General features: G+C 65.9%; 12 protein-coding genes and 1 pseudogene. 8 read left to right on the plus strand and 5 right to left on the minus strand.

Going from position 1 to position 15,360, the window contains the following annotated elements:
* The first annotated feature begins 10 nt into the window (after positions 1-10).
* Positions 11-811: an AraC family transcriptional regulator gene (locus BLQ74_RS17560; RefSeq protein ID WP_425287506.1), complete on the plus strand. Its 801-nt coding sequence runs from the start codon at positions 11-13 to the stop codon at positions 809-811.
* An 80-nt stretch (positions 812-891) separates the two neighbouring features.
* On the plus strand, positions 892-1,503 hold the full coding sequence (locus BLQ74_RS17565; protein WP_090264504.1) for a LysE family translocator: 612 nt from the start codon (positions 892-894) through the stop codon (positions 1,501-1,503).
* Positions 1,504-1,581: 78 nt separating this feature from the next.
* Here BLQ74_RS17565 and BLQ74_RS17570 read toward each other — a convergent pair whose 3' ends face one another.
* A complete protein-coding gene (locus BLQ74_RS17570) occupies positions 1,582-2,301 on the minus strand; it encodes a 16S rRNA (uracil(1498)-N(3))-methyltransferase (RefSeq protein ID WP_090264506.1) in 720 nt (239 codons plus the stop codon).
* 76 nt (positions 2,302-2,377) lie between these two features.
* On the minus strand, positions 2,378-3,781 hold the full coding sequence (locus tag BLQ74_RS17575) for an adenosylmethionine--8-amino-7-oxononanoate transaminase (protein WP_090264508.1): 1,404 nt from the start codon (positions 3,779-3,781) through the stop codon (positions 2,378-2,380).
* Positions 3,782-3,997: 216 nt separating this feature from the next.
* Between BLQ74_RS17575 and BLQ74_RS17580 the strand changes: the two genes are divergently transcribed.
* From BLQ74_RS17580 to BLQ74_RS17590, 3 genes are all read left to right on the plus strand, one after another.
* Complete coding sequence (locus tag BLQ74_RS17580; protein WP_090264510.1) at positions 3,998-5,497, plus strand: flavin monoamine oxidase family protein; 1,500 nt, start codon at positions 3,998-4,000, stop codon at positions 5,495-5,497.
* 271 nt (positions 5,498-5,768) lie between these two features.
* The gene (locus tag BLQ74_RS17585; RefSeq protein ID WP_090264512.1) at positions 5,769-6,323 is read left to right on the plus strand and encodes a cytochrome b; all 555 of its coding nucleotides are present in this window, start codon (positions 5,769-5,771) and stop codon (positions 6,321-6,323) included.
* Positions 6,324-6,352: 29 nt separating this feature from the next.
* Positions 6,353-6,928 carry a YceI family protein gene (locus BLQ74_RS17590; RefSeq protein ID WP_090264515.1) on the plus strand — a complete coding sequence of 192 codons (576 nt, stop codon included), beginning with the start codon at positions 6,353-6,355 and terminating at the stop codon, positions 6,926-6,928.
* 42 nt (positions 6,929-6,970) lie between these two features.
* On the opposite strand, the gene BLQ74_RS17595 is transcribed toward BLQ74_RS17590, so the two are convergent.
* Complete coding sequence (locus tag BLQ74_RS17595; protein WP_090264517.1) at positions 6,971-7,426, minus strand: MarR family winged helix-turn-helix transcriptional regulator; 456 nt, start codon at positions 7,424-7,426, stop codon at positions 6,971-6,973.
* Between the two features lie 267 nt (positions 7,427-7,693).
* Here BLQ74_RS17595 and mexA point away from each other — a divergent pair, with 267 nt between their 5' ends.
* Genes mexA through adeC form a run of 3 tightly spaced genes read left to right on the plus strand, consistent with a single transcriptional unit; the run spans position 7,694 to position 13,448 of the window.
* Complete coding sequence (mexA, locus tag BLQ74_RS17600; RefSeq protein WP_139199082.1) at positions 7,694-8,842, plus strand: multidrug efflux RND transporter periplasmic adaptor subunit MexA; 1,149 nt, start codon at positions 7,694-7,696, stop codon at positions 8,840-8,842.
* A 15-nt stretch (positions 8,843-8,857) separates the two neighbouring features.
* A complete protein-coding gene (locus BLQ74_RS17605; protein ID WP_090264521.1) occupies positions 8,858-12,001 on the plus strand; it encodes an efflux RND transporter permease subunit in 3,144 nt (1,047 codons plus the stop codon).
* Between the two features lies 1 nt (position 12,002).
* Entirely contained in the window at positions 12,003-13,448 is a 1,446-nt protein-coding gene (adeC, locus tag BLQ74_RS17610; RefSeq protein ID WP_090264523.1) for an AdeC/AdeK/OprM family multidrug efflux complex outer membrane factor, read from the plus strand.
* Between the two features lie 63 nt (positions 13,449-13,511).
* Here the strand turns inward: adeC and BLQ74_RS17615 are convergent, their stop codons facing one another.
* Positions 13,512-13,940: a UPF0158 family protein gene (locus tag BLQ74_RS17615; protein WP_090264525.1), complete on the minus strand. Its 429-nt coding sequence runs from the start codon at positions 13,938-13,940 to the stop codon at positions 13,512-13,514.
* A gap of 69 nt (positions 13,941-14,009) precedes the next feature.
* A pseudogene (locus tag BLQ74_RS17620) lies at positions 14,010-15,164 on the minus strand (methyl-accepting chemotaxis protein); the annotation flags it as partial.
* Positions 15,165-15,360 lie beyond the last annotated feature (196 nt).

A 15,360-nucleotide genomic window follows, 5' to 3' on the forward strand; every position in this document is an offset into this window, starting at 1 on the left:
GCCGATGGCCATGCGGCATGCCTGGCTGGGTGGCCGGGACAGCGGCTCCGGCTTCGAGGTGGCCAGTGCCAGCCTCAGCGGCCATCGTTTCGAAAAACATAGCCACGACGAATTCGTCATCAGCGCCAACCTCTGCGGCCGCGAGGATATCTGGCTCGATGGGCGCGCCTTCAGTGCCGGCAGCGGCGACATCACCGCGTACAACCCCGGACAGATCCAGGGCGGCGGCGCCGCCGACGGCCAGCCGTGGCGCTTCGTCAGCCTTTATGTGCCGGAGACGGCCCTGGCCGAGAGCCTGGGTCTGCAACGCGTCGCCTTCGACCGGCCGCTGCTGCGCCAGCCCGCATTGGCCGCGGAACTCGCCGTGGCGGTGGCGCAGGCGCTGTCCGCCGACGCCTTCGTCAGCGAGCGTGGCGAGGAGCACCTGACCCTGTTGCTGGGCTCGCTGTCGCAGGCCGTGGGCACTCACCTGCCGCCCGCCACGGCGCTGGGCCGGCGCCCCGTCGAGCAGTTGCAGGCGTTACTCGCCGCCAACCTCGCCGAATCCCTCAGCCTCGACGCCATGGCGGCGCAGGTGCAGGTGTCGAAATTCCATTTGCTGCGGGCCTTCAAGCAGCACACCGGCCTCAGCCCGAGGCAATGGGCCATGCAACTGCGCACGCGGCGCGCTCTGGCGTTGCTGCGCGGCGGCCAGTCGGTGGGGGAGGTGGCGCATGCCCTGGGCTTCGCCGATCAGAGCCACCTGACCCGCTATTTCAGCCGCGCCTATGGGGTGAGTCCGGGGCGCTACCAGCGCAGCTTGCGCGGCTGAGACCGAGCAATCCGGTTCAAGTTTTCCCGCTCGGCCCTGCGGATAATCGCGGCAATCGTGATTCTCTGGAGTGCCCTGGCATGCTCGCCATCTTCTTCGCCGCCCTGTTGTTCGGCTTCGCTTTCAATGTCTCCCCAGGCGCGGTGTTCAGCGAAACCCTGCGCCGCGGCCTGACCGGCGGCTTCCGCCCGGCGCTGCTGGTGCAACTCGGCTCGCTGATCGGCGATGCGCTCTGGGCGCTGATCGGGCTCACCGGGCTGGCCCTGCTGCTGGCCCATGAGCAGGTGCGTCTGCCGCTGACGCTGGCCTGCGCCGCCTACCTGGCCTGGCTTGGCGTCCAGGGCCTGCGGGATGCCTGGCGGCCGCCGCTGGACGATATCGCGGCGGCGACTTCTGCCGGCAACGCCTTCGCCTCGGGGGCGGTGATCTCTCTGTCGAATCCGAAGAACCTGGTGTACTGGGGCGCCTTGGGCAGCGCGCTGGCAGGCATCGTCGAAGGCGTGCCGAGCCAGTCGCAGTCGCTGGTGTTCTTCGCGGGCTTCATGCTCTCGTCGCTGATCTGGTGCTTCCTCTGCGCGGCCCTGGTGGATTGGCTGCGGCGCAACACCTCGCTGTTCTGGCATCGCGTCAGCTACGCCGGCTGCGGCCTGCTGTTGCTGGGCCTGGCCGGCGTGGCCCTGCGCGGAATCTGAGCGCTCGCCCGTAGGATGGCGTGGAGCGAAGCGATACCCATCGGCAACGATCCCGAGCGCTTCCGCCCTACGCCGACCTCAGAAATCGCCCCAGAGCTGCTGTGCCACGCTCAGCGCCACCACCGGCGCGGTCTCGGTGCGTAGCACCCGTGGACCGAGGCGCGCGGCCTGGAAGCCGGCGGCCTTGGCCTGTTCCACTTCGGCGTCGCTGAGACCGCCTTCCGGGCCGATCAGGAAGGCCAGGCTCGCCGGCCGAGCGTGGCTGAGCAACGCCTCGGCCACCGGGTGCAGCACCAGCTTCAGCTCGGCTTCGGTGGATGCCAGCCATTCGCCCAGCAGCAGCGGCGCGTTGATCCTCGGCAGCACGGAGCGACCGCACTGCTCGCAGGCGCTGATGGCGATCTGGCGCCAGTGCGCGGTGCGTTTGTCGGCGCGCTCGTCTTTCAGGCGCACTTCGCAGCGCTCGCTGACGATCGGGGTGATTTCGCTGGCGCCCAGCTCGGTGGCTTTCTGGATCGCCCAGTCCATGCGCTCGCCGCGCGAGAGCCCCTGGCCGAGATGAATACGCAGGGGTGACTCGGCCATGCCGGCGAACGACTCGCGCAGCGCCACGCGCACGGTTTTCTTGCCGACCTCGATCAGTTCGCCGAGGAACTCCTGGCCGGAGCCGTCGAACAACTGAACGGCGTCGCCAGCGGCATGCCGCAGGACGCGGCCGATGTAATGGGCCTGGGCTTCGGGCAGGTCGTGCTGGCCGAGGGACAGGGGGGCGTCGATGAAGAAGCGGGAAAGGCGCATGGGCAAGGATTCGGGCTAGGGCTGCTGGCGCGCAGTTTACTGCCTGGCGCCGGCAGCCTGAAGCCCGTGGCGGATCTCAGCCCGGATCGCGGTGGTGCGGATACAGGTTGCCGACGGCGACGCTGACGGCATCGCGGGTGGCGATGTCGATGCCTTCGCTGGCCACCTCGGCGAGGAAATCGATTTCTTCCGGGGTGATCACATAGGGCGGCAGGAAGTACACCACGTTGCCCAGCGGGCGCAGCATGGCACCGCGCGCCAGGGCGTGCTGGTAGACCTTCAGGCCGCGCCGTTCCTGCCAGGGGTAGGGCGCGCGGCTGGACCTGTCCTGGACCATCTCGATGGCCAGTGCCATGCCGGTCTGGCGCACTTCGGCGACGTGCGGATGCTCGACCAGGTGCGCGGTGGCCGAGGCCATGCGCGCGGCCAGGGCCTTGTTGGCCTCGATCACCTTGTCCTGCTCGAAGATGTCCAGGGTCGCCAGCGCCGCAGTGCAGGCCAACGGGTTGCCGGTGTAGGTATGCGAATGGAGGAAGGCGCGCAGGGTGCTGTAGTCGTCGTAGAAGGCCTGGTAGACCTTGTCGGTGGTGAGCACCGCGGCCATCGGCAGGTAGCCGCCGGTCAGCGCCTTGGACAGCACCAGGAAGTCCGGGGTGATCCCGGCCTGCTCGCAGGCGAACATGCTGCCGGTGCGGCCGAAGCCGACGGCGATCTCGTCGTGGATCAGGTGCACAGCGTAGCGGTCGCAGGCTTCGCGCAGCAGCTTGAGGTACACCGGGTGGTACATGCGCATGCCGCCAGCGCCCTGGATCAGCGGCTCGACGATGACCGCGGCGACCTCGTGATGGTGCTGTTCCAGGGTGCGCTCCATGTGCTCGAACATGGCCCGCGAGTGGGCTTCCCAGCTTTCCCCCGCGGCGCGCAGGTAACAGTCCGGGCTGGGCACCTTGAGGGTATCCAGGAGCAGCGACTTGTAGGTTTCGGTGAACAGCGACACGTCGCCCACCGACATGGCCGCCACGGTCTCGCCGTGATAGCTGTTGGTCAGGGTGACGAAGCGCTTCTTCGCCGGCTGGCCGCAGTTGAGCCAGTAGTGATAGCTCATCTTCAACGCCACTTCGATGCCGGATGAGCCGTTGTCGGCGTAGAACACCCGGTCCAGACCCGCCGGTGTCAGGCGGACCAGCCGCTCGGACAACTCGACCACCGGCTGGTGGGTGAAGCCAGCGAGGATCACGTGCTCCAGTTGGTCGATCTGGTCCTTGATGCGCTGGTTGATGCGCGGGTTGGCGTGGCCGAAGACATTCACCCACCAGGAGCTGACCGCGTCGAGGTAGCGCTTGCCCTCGAAGTCCTCCAGCCACACGCCCTGGCCGCGGCGGATCGGTATCACCGGCAGGCGTTCGTGATCTTTCATCTGCGTGCAGGGGTGCCAGAGCACCTCCAGGTCGCGCTGCATCCACTCGGCGTTGAGGCCCATCGGCAGTCTCCTCTTGAAGTCGGGCAAGACTAGGGGCTGTTGCCGTTTCGTCGCAAGCCGCGCGACCCAGAGGGGCGGGCCACGCGCCGCCAACAGACCTAGCGCCCGTCTGACGGACAAGCGCGGCGCCGCGACACGCCGGCGACAGAGGCATCTGGCCGGTTACCGGGCGCTGGCGTATGCTGCGCGGCTTTGCACCATGTTGGGGGATGCACGATGAAATTGGGATGGCTGCGCGCTGCCGCGCTGCTGGCACTGGCGGCGCTCAGCGCGGCGGCGCTGGGCAAGGACAAGCAACCGACGGCGATCGTCGTCGGTGGCGGATTGGCGGGCCTCAGCGCCGCCTATGAACTGCAGCAATCCGGCTGGCAGGTCACCCTGCTGGAGGCCAAGTCGCAGATCGGCGGGCGCTCCGGCCTGGCCACCAGCGAGTGGCTGGGCAGCGTCAAGGTCCAGCCGACGCTCAACGGTTACCTCGATACCTTCAAGCTGAAGAGCGTGCCCGCCCCGGAATTCGTGCGTACCCCGGGCTACCTGATCGACGGCATCTATTACAGCGCCGCGGACCTGCAGCAGAAGATGCCGGCGGTGGCGGCCGACCTGAAGCGTTACGAGAAGTCCCTGGACGAGCTCGCCGCTTCCATCGACGACCCGCTCAACCCGCTGGCGAACAAGACCCTGTTCGCCCTCGACCAGCTCAACGCCGCACGCTGGCTGGACAAGCTGAACCTGTCGCCGACCGCGCGCCTGCTGGTCAACCAGCGCATCCGCTCGCATTACGACGAGCCGTCGCGCCTGTCGCTGCTCTACCTCGCGCAGCAGGGCCGGGTCTACCGCAACGTCGATGACCGCGACCTGCGCGCCGCGCGTCTGCCGGGCGGCAGCCAGGTGCTGGCGCAGGCTTTCGTCAAGCAACTGAAGAACATCAAGACCAACGCCCGAGTCACCTCGATCAGCCAGGACAAGGACGGCGTCACCGTCAAGGTCGGCGCTACCGGTTACAAGGCCGACTACGCGGTGGTCACGGTGCCGCTGCGCGCCCTCGCGCAGATCCAGCTGAGCCCCGGCCTGAGCGCCAAGCAGCAGGCGGCGCTGAGCGACACCAACTACGGTTGGCACGACCAGATCCTGATGAAGTTCAAGCGCCCGGTCTGGGATGACAAGTCGCGTCTGTCCGGCGAGATCTACAGCGACCAGGGCCTCGGCATGATCTGGGTCGAGCCGGCGCTCAAGGGCGCGGCCAACGTGCTGATCAACCTGTCCGGCGACAACGCGCGGGTGATGCAGGCCTTCGGCGACCGCCAGATGGTCGACCAGGTGCTGATCCGCATGAACAAGTTCTATCCGAAGATGCGCGGTGCGTTCGACGGCTACGAACTGCGCCGCTACAGCACCGAAGTCGGCACCGGCGGCTCCTACGTGGCCTTCGGTCCCGGGCAGATCAGCCGCTTCTGGCGTACCTGGGAACAACCGCTGTCCCACGTCGCCTTCGCGGGCGAGCACACCGATGCGCTCTATCCGGGCACCATCGAAGGCGCCCTGCGCAGCGGCAAGCGCGCCGCCGCACAGCTTCGCGATCTTTCCGCGGGCAAGACCATCGAAGCGCCCCAGGTGGTCGCCAGCAACAGCAAGCCGGCGGAAGCACCGGCGGCGCCGGCTGCTGCGAATGATGGCAAGAAGAAGGGCTTCTTCTCCTGGTTCACTGACCTGTTCTGAGGTCTGGCCGGCAGAATTCGCTGCTGAATGAAAAAGCCGGGGCACCCTAGGGTGCCCCGGCTTTTTTGTGCGTCCGTCGACGCTGGCGCCCGGCGCTGACGGAGATGCTCGCCAGCGCGATCTTCTTACGGGAACCTCTGTCAGCCCTTTCAGGCTTATCGTTGGCAGGCAAGACCATCTTGTGAAGCGATGTTTCAAAGCCGGAGTTTTCGCTTTAATTCGATGGTTTTGCCGCTAGTCTAACCCCCTCGGTTTTTCAGGAAGCTCATCGATGCAATTGAGCAATACGTCTTCCCGCTACGGTCTGGTCAGTCTCTTTCTGCATTGGGCCAGTGCCCTGGCGGTATTCGGCCTGTTCGGCCTGGGGCTATGGATGCGCGAGCTGGACTACTACGACAGCTGGTATCACCGCGCGCCGGAAATCCACAAAAGCATCGGCATCCTGTTGCTGATCGCGCTCATCGTCCGCGTCCTCTGGCGCTTCCTCAGCCCGCCCCCCGCGGCTCCGGCCAATCACGGCCGGCTGACCCGCATCGCGAGCAAGCTCGGCCATCTGGCCCTCTACCTGTTGCTGTTCGCGGTGATGATCGCCGGTTACCTGATCCCTACCGCCGAGGGCAAACCCATCAGCGTGTTCGGTTGGTTCGAGGTGCCGGCCACCCTGAGCGGCCTGACCGACCAGGCCGATATCGCCGGTGCCTTCCATCTGTACCTGGCCTGGGCGCTGGTGGTGCTCGCCGTGCTCCATGCCCTGGCGGCGCTCAAACACCATTTCATTGACCGCGATGCGACCCTGCGGCGCATGCTCGGTCGATCCACGGACTGACGTTCACCCATTGCTCAAGGAGAGTCCCCATGCTGAAGAAGACCCTCGCCGCCGTGGCGCTCGGCTGCGCACTGTTCGGCGCCGGCCAGGCCATGGCCGCCGACTACCAGATCGACAAGGAAGGCCAGCACGCCTTCATCGAGTTCCGCATCAAACACCTGGGGTATAGCTGGCTTTACGGCCGTTTCGACGACTTCGACGGCGCCTTCACCTTCGACGAGAAGAATCCCGCCGCCGACAAGGTCAAGGTGACCATCAAGACCGATAGCGTGAACACCAACCACGCCGAGCGCGACAAGCACCTGCGCAGCGCGGAATTCCTCAACGTCGCCAAGAACCCCACCGCGACCTTCGAGTCCACCGCCGTCAAGGCCGACGGCAAGCAGGCCGAGATCATCGGTAACCTGAGCCTCAACGGCGTGACCCGGCCGGTCACCATCAAGGCCGAACTGGTCGGCCAGGGCGACGATCCGTGGGGTGGCTACCGCGCAGGTTTCGTCGGCAGCACCACGCTCAAACTGAAGGACTTCAACATTCAGACCGACCTCGGCCCGGCTTCCCAGGACGTCGAGCTGACGCTCTCGGTGGAAGGTGTGCGTCAATAGGACGCAGCGCTCCGCGAGCGCCGGCTCATGCCGGCGTTCAGGTTATTGAGGAAAGTCGTCGAGACAGCCGGACTGGTTGTCCAGGCAACGCTTCAGCAAGTCGGCGAAAGTCGCCTGCTCGGCCTCGCTGAGGAAGGCAAACAAGTTGTCATGGGTTTGCGCCAGTATGGCCTTGGCCTGTGCATCGACGACTTTGCCGGCCTCGGTGAGAAACAGTTGGAAACTGCGCTGGTCTTCCGGGTTGCGCTCGCGCCGGACCAAGCCCCGGGCTTCCATCTCCTTGACCTTGCGGGTTATCAGCGCCTTGTCTCGGCACATCTGCCGGCCGACGTCCTGCAGGTTGAGTCCTTCGCCCGCACCTATCAATTCAAGCAGACGCATATCGGGTGGCGTGAGGTCGATTCCGTGCTCGATCAACCCGATTTGCAGGCGCGTGCGTAGATGGTCGAAAAGCGCCATCAGGTTCATCGGCAGGTCGGGATTTATGGGATTGGTCATGACAGGGAGCAGGTAAAAGGAATGTAAAGCCGATTGATCGGCTCGCGCATTTTGCTTATTTTAGTTGACGCTATCAACTTTATGAAAATTCATTTCGGCCTTGTCGGAGTTCCGCTGAAGCGTTGCCTGTTGGCTAAATCGTTTCATGTGCTTCCTTTCAAGGCTTTCGAGCATTTACAAACAGACTTGAATGTAAGTATTTTGCCAGCCTTTCCGGCCCGGTCGCCAGTCACCGGGCCGGTCGCTTTCGCTCATGAGGACAACGATATGCAACGAACGCCAGCCAAGCGCGTACTGGTTACGGCTCTGCTAGCCGCCATGGCGACCCTCGCCGGCTGTGGCAAGAGCGAGGCTCCGCAGCAGGCGCAGATTCCCGAAGTCGGTGTGGTGACGCTGCAGCCGCAGACCGTTTCCCTGAGTACCGAGCTGCCGGGCCGTACCTCGGCATTCCGGGTGGCAGAGGTGCGGCCTCAGGTCAACGGCATCATTCTCAAGCGCCTGTTCAAGGAAGGCAGCGACGTCAAGGAAGGCCAGCAGCTCTACCAGATCGATCCGTCGACCTACGAGGCGACTTACCAGAGCGCCCAGGCCAACCTGATGTCGACCCAGCAGCAGGCCGAGCGCTACAAGCTGCTGGTGGCTGACGAAGCCGTCAGCAAGCAGGAGTACGCCAACGCCCAGGCCGCGGCCCTGCAGGCAAAGGCCGCGGTGGACACGGCCAAGATCAACCTGCGTTACACCAAGGTGTTGTCGCCGATTTCCGGTCGCATCGGCCGCTCGGCGGTGACCGAGGGCGCGCTGGTGACCGACGGCCAGACCACCGCGCTGGCGACCGTTCAGCAACTCGACCCGATCTATGTCGACGTGACCCAGCCCTCCACCGCTTTGCTGCGCCTGCGCCGCGAGCTGGCCGCCGGGCAACTGCAGAAGGCCGGGGACAATTCCGCCAAGGTCAAGCTGTTCCTCGAGGACGGTTCGTCCTATCCGCTGGAAGGCACCCTGGAATTTTCCGAGGTCTCGGTTGACCAGGGCACCGGCTCGGTGACCCTGCGCGCGGTCTTCCCCAACCCCAAGCATGAGCTGTTGCCGGGCATGTTCGTTCACGCACAGTTGCAGGAAGGCATCAAGGATCAGGCGATCCTGGCGCCGCAACAGGGCGTGACCCGTGACCTGCGTGGCCAGCCCACCGCGCTGGTGCTGGGCGCTGGCGACAAGGTCGAGCTGCGCAATATCAAGGCCGAGCGCACCGTCGGTGCCTACTGGCTGGTGACCGATGGTCTCAAGCCGGGCGACCGCTTGATCACCGAAGGCCTGCAATTCGTCCAGCCGGGCGCCACCGCCAAGGCCGTGCCGGCGAAGAACGTCGCGCCCGCCAGCGGTGCCGGCGAGAGCGCCGCGTCGGGCAGCCAGGGTTAACCAAGGGGTTTCGCAATGTCGAAGTTTTTCATTGATCGGCCCATTTTCGCCTGGGTGATCGCACTGGTGATCATGCTCGCGGGCGGGCTGTCGATCATGCAGTTGCCGGTGAACCAGTACCCGGCCATCGCCCCGCCGGCCATCGCCATTCAGGTGAGCTACCCGGGGGCCTCGGCCGAGACGGTGCAGGACACCGTGGTGCAGGTGATCGAGCAGCAGATGAACGGTCTCGATCATCTGCGCTACATCTCCTCGGAGAGTAACTCCGATGGCAGCATGACCATCACCGTCACCTTCGATCAGGGCACCAGCCCTGACATCGCCCAGGTCCAGGTGCAGAACAAGCTGCAACTGGCGACGCCCTTGCTGCCGCAGGAAGTCCAGCAGCAGGGCATCCGTGTGACCAAGGCGGTGAAGAACTTCCTGATGGTGGTGGGTGTTGTCTCCGAAGACGGCAGCATGACCCGGGAAGACCTGTCCAACTACATCGTCTCCAACATCCAGGACCCGCTGTCGCGGACGCCGGGCGTGGGCGACTTCCAGGTGTTCGGTTCGCAATACGCGATGCGCATCTGGCTGGACCCGACCAAGCTCAACAGCTTCCAGCTGACCCCGGGCGACGTCGCCACCGCGATCACGGCGCAGAACGTGCAGATTTCCTCTGGCCAATTGGGCGGCCTGCCCGCGGTCAAGGGGCAGCAGCTCAACGCCACCATCATCGGCAAGACCCGCCTGCAGAGCGCCGAGCAGTTCGGCAACATCCTGCTCAAGGTCAACACCGATGGTTCCCAGGTGCGCCTGAGGGATGTCGCCCAGGTCGGCCTGGGTGGCCAGGACTACAGCATCAACGCGCAGTTCAACGGCAAGCCGGCCTCCGGTATCGCCATCAAGCTGGCCACTGGCGCCAACGCGCTGGATACCGCCAAGGAGATCCGCGCGACCATCGATCGGCTGAAGCCGTTCTTCCCGCAGGGCATGAAGATCGTCTACCCGTACGACACCACGCCGGTGGTCTCCTCCTCCATTCATGAGGTGGTCAAGACCCTCGGCGAGGCGATCCTGCTGGTGTTCCTGGTGATGTACCTGTTCCTGCAGAACTTCCGCGCCACGCTGATCCCGACCATCGCCGTACCGGTGGTGCTGCTCGGCACCTTTGGCGTGCTGGCGGCGTTCGGCTTCTCGATCAACACCCTGACCATGTTCGGCATGGTGCTGGCGATCGGCCTGTTGGTGGACGACGCCATCGTGGTGGTGGAAAACGTCGAGCGGGTGATGGCCGAGGAGGGGCTGTCGCCCAAGGAGGCCGCGCGCAAGTCCATGGGCCAGATCCAGGGCGCGCTGGTCGGCATCGCCCTGGTGCTGTCCGCGGTGTTCCTGCCGATGGCCTTCTTCGGCGGTTCCACCGGGGTGATCTACCGGCAGTTCTCCATCACCATCGTCTCGGCCATGGCCCTGTCGGTGCTGGTGGCGCTGATCCTCACCCCGGCGCTCTGCGCGACCATGCTCAAACCCGTCGAAAAGGGCGACCATGGCGAGCACAAGCGCGGATTCTTCGGCTGGTTCAACCGCAAGTTCATCGACACTACCCACAGCTACGAGCGCGGCGTCGTCTCCATCCTCAAGCACCGCGCGCCTTATCTGTTGATGTACGTGGTGATCGTCGCCGGCATGATCTGGCTGTTCACCCGCATTCCCACGTCCTTCCTCCCCGATGAGGACCAGGGCGTGCTCTTCGCCCAGGTGCAGACCCCCTCCGGGTCCAGCGCGGAGCGTACTCAGCAGGTGGTGGACAAGATGCGTGACTACCTGCTGACCAAGGAGAACAACGCGGTCAGCTCGGTGTTCACCGTTACCGGCTTCAACTTCGCCGGCCGTGGTCAGAGTTCGGGCATGGCCTTCATCATGATGAAGCCCTGGGAAGAGCGTCCCGGTGCGGAAAACAGCGTGTTCTCCGTGGCGCAACGCGCGCAGCGCTACTTCTTCAGCCTGAAGGACGCCATGGTGTTCGCCTTCGCTCCGCCCGCGGTACTGGAGCTGGGTAACGCCGTCGGCTTCGACATCTTCCTGCAGGACCAGGCCGGTGTCGGTCATGAAGCCCTGATGCAGGCGCGCAACAAGTTCCTGCAACTCGCGGCGCAGAACCCGGTGCTGCAGCGCGTGCGTCCCAACGGCCTGAACGATGAGCCGCAGTATCAGTTGCTGATCGATGACGAGAAGGCCAGCGCCCTGGGCGTGTCCCTCTCGGATATCAACACCACGGTGTCCATCGCCTGGGGTTCGAAATACGTCAACGACTTCATCGACCGCGGCCGGGTGAAGAAGGTTTATGTGCAGGGGCAACCCGATGCGCGCATGAGCCCGGAAGACCTGGAGAAGTGGTACGTGCGCAACAGCCAGGGCCAGATGGTGCCGTTCAGCGCCTTCGCCACCGGCAAGTGGAGCTATGGTTCGCCGAAGCTCTCGCGCTACAACGGCGTGCCGGCCATGGAAATCCTCGGTGAGCCGGCGCCCGGCCGCAGTACCGGTGAGGCCATGGCCGCGGTGGAGGACATCGTCAAGCAGTTGCCCAAGGGCATCGGTTACTCCTGGACCGGTCTGTCCTTCGAGGAACGCCTGGCCGGGTCGCAGACCACCGCACTCTTCGTGCTGTCCTCGATCGTGGTGTTCCTCTGCCTGGCGGCGCTTTACGAGAGCTGGTCGATCCCGTTCTCGGTGCTGCTGGTGGTGCCGTTGGGGATCATCGGCGCGCTGCTGGCGACGTCCACGCGCGGGCTGTCCAACGACGTGTTCTTCAAGGTGGGGCTGTTGACCACCATCGGCCTGTCGGCGAAGAACGCCATCCTGATCGTGGAGTTCGCCAAGGAGTTGCACGAACGCGAAGGCAAACCCATCGTCGATGCCGCGGTGGAGGCGTGCCGCATGCGTCTGCGTCCGATCGTCATGACCTCCTTGGCCTTCGTCCTCGGCGTGGTGCCGCTGGCGATTTCCTCTGGCGCCGGTTCCGGTAGTCAGCACGCGATTGGTACCGGGGTTATCGGTGGCATGATCTCCGCGACCGTGCTGGCGATCTTCTGGGTGCCGTTGTTCTATGTGGTGGTCAGTACCCTGTTCAAGGACAAGACGTCCAAGGAACAGGTGGCTGCCGAGAAGGGGCATTGATATGAGAAAGTCCGTCCTCTCCCTCGCGCTGGCGGCCGCGGCACTCTCCGGTTGCTCGCTGATTCCCGACTACAAGCGCCCCGAAGCGCCCGTCGCGGCGGCCTACCCGCAGGGGCCGGCCTACGCCGCCGCTCAGGGCGCCGACAGCCAGCCCGCCGACCTGAGCTGGCAGTCGTTCTTCAGCGACCCGCAACTGCGCAGCCTGATTGGCGTGGCCCTGGAGAACAACCGCGACCTGCGTGTCGCCGCGTTGAACATCGAGGCCTACCAGGCGCAGTACCGCATCCAGCGGGCCGCGCTCTACCCGGCGGTCAGCGCCGATGTGGCGGGCTCCCGCCAGCGCTTGCCGGCGCGGGTTTCCAGCACCGGCAAGGAAATGATCAGCAGCCAGTACGGCGCCAGCCTTGGCGTGACGTCCTGGGAAGTGGATCTGTTCGGCCGGTTGCGCAGCCTGCGTGACCAGGCGCTGGAGCAATACATGGCCAGCGAAGAGGCTCGCCGCAGCACGCAGACCGCGCTGGTGGCCAACGTCGCCAACGCCTATCTGACGTTGCGCGCCGACCAGGCGCAGCTGCAACTGACCCGTGACACCCTGGCGACCTACCAGAAGAGCTACGACCTCACCAAGCGCAGCAATGAGGTCGGCGTGGCCAGTGCGCTGGACCTGAGCCAGGCGGCGACCACCGTGGAAAGCGCCAAGGCCAGCCTGGCGCAGTACACGCGCCTGGTGGCGCAGGATCAGAATGCCCTGGTGCTGTTGCTGGGCGCGGGCATACCGGCGAACCTGCCGCAGGGCCTGAGCCTCGACGACAACCTGCTCGCGCCGTTGCCAGCGGGCCTGCCATCCGACCTGCTGCAGCGCCGCCCGGACATCCTCGCGGCCGAGCATCAGTTGAAGGGCGCCAACGCCAATATCGGCGCGGCGCGCGCGGCCTTCTTCCCGAGCATCAGCCTGACCGCCAATGCGGGAAGCCTGAGCCCGGACCTGTCCGGTCTGTTCGACGGAGGTTCCGGCACCTGGCTGTTCAAGCCCTCGATCAGCCTGCCGATCTTCAACGCTGGCAGCCTGCAGGCCAGCCTCGACTTGGCCAAGGTGCAGAAGAACATCTACGTCGCCCAGTACGAGAAGGCCATCCAGACCGCCTTCTCGGAAGTCGCCGATGGTCTCGCCGCGCGAGGTACCTACAGCGACCAACTGAACGCGCAGCAGGCGCTGGTCAACGCCAACGCGGAGTACTTCCGTCTGGCGGACAAGCGCTACCGCGCCGGTGTGGATAACTACCTGAACCTGCTCGTCGCCCAGCGCTCGCTGTTCGCCTCCCAGCAGCAGTTGATCACCGACCGCCTGAACCAGCTCACCAGCGAGGTGAATCTATACAAGGCGCTCGGCGGCGGCTGGCAGGACAGCACCGCGCAAGGCCAGTCCATGCCGAAGCCGAAAGGCTGAGGTCGCCATGGATGAAAAACGCCGCCCCTCGGGCGGCGTTTTTCATGGCCGGGCATGCGCCGCTCAGTGCCGCGCCAGGGCTTGGCCCGCCGGACGGATATCGTGGTCCGCGAGCCAGTCCAGGGCGCATTCGCGCAGGCGTTCGGCCTGGTAGGCGTACCAGGCCTGGAGCAGCTCCGGGTAGCCCATGAGGACATGCTTGAAGGCCTTGAACGGCTTGCGTCCTTCCAGGGCGTTGGCCAGGGCCGAGTAGGCGTGCGGTTCGTCGACTTCGCGGAGGAAGTCGCGCATGAGCTCGATGGATTCGCGGCTGCTCAGCGGTTCGATCGGTAGCAGCCGTTCGGGTTCGTCGAGCAGGGCGAGCAGGTCGGGATCGGCGTCGTCCTCGGGGATCAGCAGCACCTGGCCGCTGCCGAGATCCAGGTAGTGCTCGACGCCACTGGTATCGAGGGCGAAGGCCAGCTCGTCGAGGTCGATGGTCAGCGGGCGCATGGTCACTCTCCGATGGGGCGAGTGTCTGATCCTAGACCATGCGCCGTGCTTCTGTCCGGCTCTTCTGCGTTACAGGCGGAAGCGCCCGATCTGCCCGTGCAGGGTGCTGCCCAGGCGCGCCAGTTCGCTGCTGGAGCTGGCGGTCTGCTCGCTGGCGGCGGCCGATTGCTCGGCGATTTCGCGCACCTGGCCGACGCTGCGGCTGATCTCCTCGGCGACGCTGCTCTGCTCCTCGGCGGCGGATGCGATCTGCAGGTTCATCCCCTGGATATCCGCCACGGTCCGGGCGATGGTGGCCAGGGCGTCGCCGGCGCGGCGCGTCAACTCCACCGAGTCGCCGGTCAGGCGGCGGCTATCGTCCATGCGCTGGGCCGCATCCTGGGTGCCCTGGCGCAGGGCGGCGATCAGGCTTTCGATTTCCTCGGTGGATTGCTGGGTGCGCTTGGCCAGCGCGCGAACCTCGTCGGCGACCACGGCGAATCCGCGTCCGGCTTCGCCGGCGCGCGCCGCCTCGATAGCCGCATTGAGGGCGAGCAGGTTGGTCTGCTCGGCGACCGACTTGATCACGTCGAGCACGCTGCCGATCTTCTCGCTGTCGCCGCGCAGGCGCGCCATGGCGCCCGCGGAGCGCTCCACCTCGGCGGCCAGGCGGTCGATCTGCTGGATCGCCTGGCCAACCACCTGTTCGCCCTCGCGGGCCTGCTGGTCGGCCTGGCGTGCGGCGCCGGAGGCCTGCTCGGCATTGCGCGCGACTTCCTGCACGGTGGCGGCCATCTGCTGAATGGCGCTGGCCACCTGCTCGGTCTCGACGCGCTGGCTGTTGACGCCGGCGCGGGTCTGCTCGGTGACGGCGGATAGCTGGTCGGCGGCGCTCGTCAGTTGGCCGACGCTACCTCCGATATGCCCCAGCAGCTCGCCCAGGCTGTCGCGCATACGCAGCATGGCGCGCTGCAGTTGTCCCAGCTCGTCGCGGCGTTGCAGGTGCAGGTCGCCGCTCAGGCCGCGCGACAGGTCGCCTCGGGCGATGTTCTCGGCCATCTGCAGGGCTTCGTGCAGCGGGCGCACGATCTGCCGGTTGATGGCCCACACCGACAGGGCGCCGAAGGCCAGGGCGAACAGGGTGATCAGCGCCTGGCGCCACTTCGCCTGGCCGACGCTGGCGTCACTCAGGCGCTGGGTATCGGCATAGAGTTCGTCGATGGCGCCGAACAGCGCTTCGCCGCGTGCGTTCAGGTTGCGATCTGCCTCGGCCGTGGCGTTGCTTCCCGCGCGATTCAACTCGCCCGCGGCCTGCTGGTAGCTGGCGATGGACTGGATGAGGGTGTCGAGGCGCTGCGCATCGAGGTCCTGCCGAGGCAGTTTGTCCGCCTCAGCGCGTAGCGCGCTCAGCTGCGCCTCCAGGCGCGCCGCGTTGCCGGGG

Origin of the sequence: Pseudomonas panipatensis (genome assembly GCF_900099785.1) — a bacterium.
GTDB lineage: Bacteria > Pseudomonadota > Gammaproteobacteria > Pseudomonadales > Pseudomonadaceae > Pseudomonas > Pseudomonas panipatensis.

Bases quoted from the DNA above. Each gene is read 5' to 3' on its own strand.
- BLQ74_RS17560 (WP_425287506.1), top strand. From the start codon at position 11: ATGCGGCATGCCTGGCTGGGTGGCCGGGACAGCGGCTCCGGCTTCGAG.
- BLQ74_RS17565 (WP_090264504.1), top strand. From the start codon at position 892: ATGCTCGCCATCTTCTTCGCCGCCCTGTTGTTCGGCTTCGCTTTCAAT.
- BLQ74_RS17570 (WP_090264506.1), bottom strand. From the start codon at position 2,301: ATGCGCCTTTCCCGCTTCTTCATCGACGCCCCCCTGTCCCTCGGCCAG.
- BLQ74_RS17575 (WP_090264508.1), bottom strand. From the start codon at position 3,781: ATGGGCCTCAACGCCGAGTGGATGCAGCGCGACCTGGAGGTGCTCTGG.
- BLQ74_RS17580 (WP_090264510.1), top strand. From the start codon at position 3,998: ATGAAATTGGGATGGCTGCGCGCTGCCGCGCTGCTGGCACTGGCGGCG.
- BLQ74_RS17585 (WP_090264512.1), top strand. From the start codon at position 5,769: ATGCAATTGAGCAATACGTCTTCCCGCTACGGTCTGGTCAGTCTCTTT.
- BLQ74_RS17590 (WP_090264515.1), top strand. From the start codon at position 6,353: ATGCTGAAGAAGACCCTCGCCGCCGTGGCGCTCGGCTGCGCACTGTTC.
- BLQ74_RS17595 (WP_090264517.1), bottom strand. From the start codon at position 7,426: ATGACCAATCCCATAAATCCCGACCTGCCGATGAACCTGATGGCGCTT.
- mexA (WP_139199082.1), top strand. From the start codon at position 7,694: ATGCAACGAACGCCAGCCAAGCGCGTACTGGTTACGGCTCTGCTAGCC.
- BLQ74_RS17605 (WP_090264521.1), top strand. From the start codon at position 8,858: ATGTCGAAGTTTTTCATTGATCGGCCCATTTTCGCCTGGGTGATCGCA.
- adeC (WP_090264523.1), top strand. From the start codon at position 12,003: ATGAGAAAGTCCGTCCTCTCCCTCGCGCTGGCGGCCGCGGCACTCTCC.
- BLQ74_RS17615 (WP_090264525.1), bottom strand. From the start codon at position 13,940: ATGCGCCCGCTGACCATCGACCTCGACGAGCTGGCCTTCGCCCTCGAT.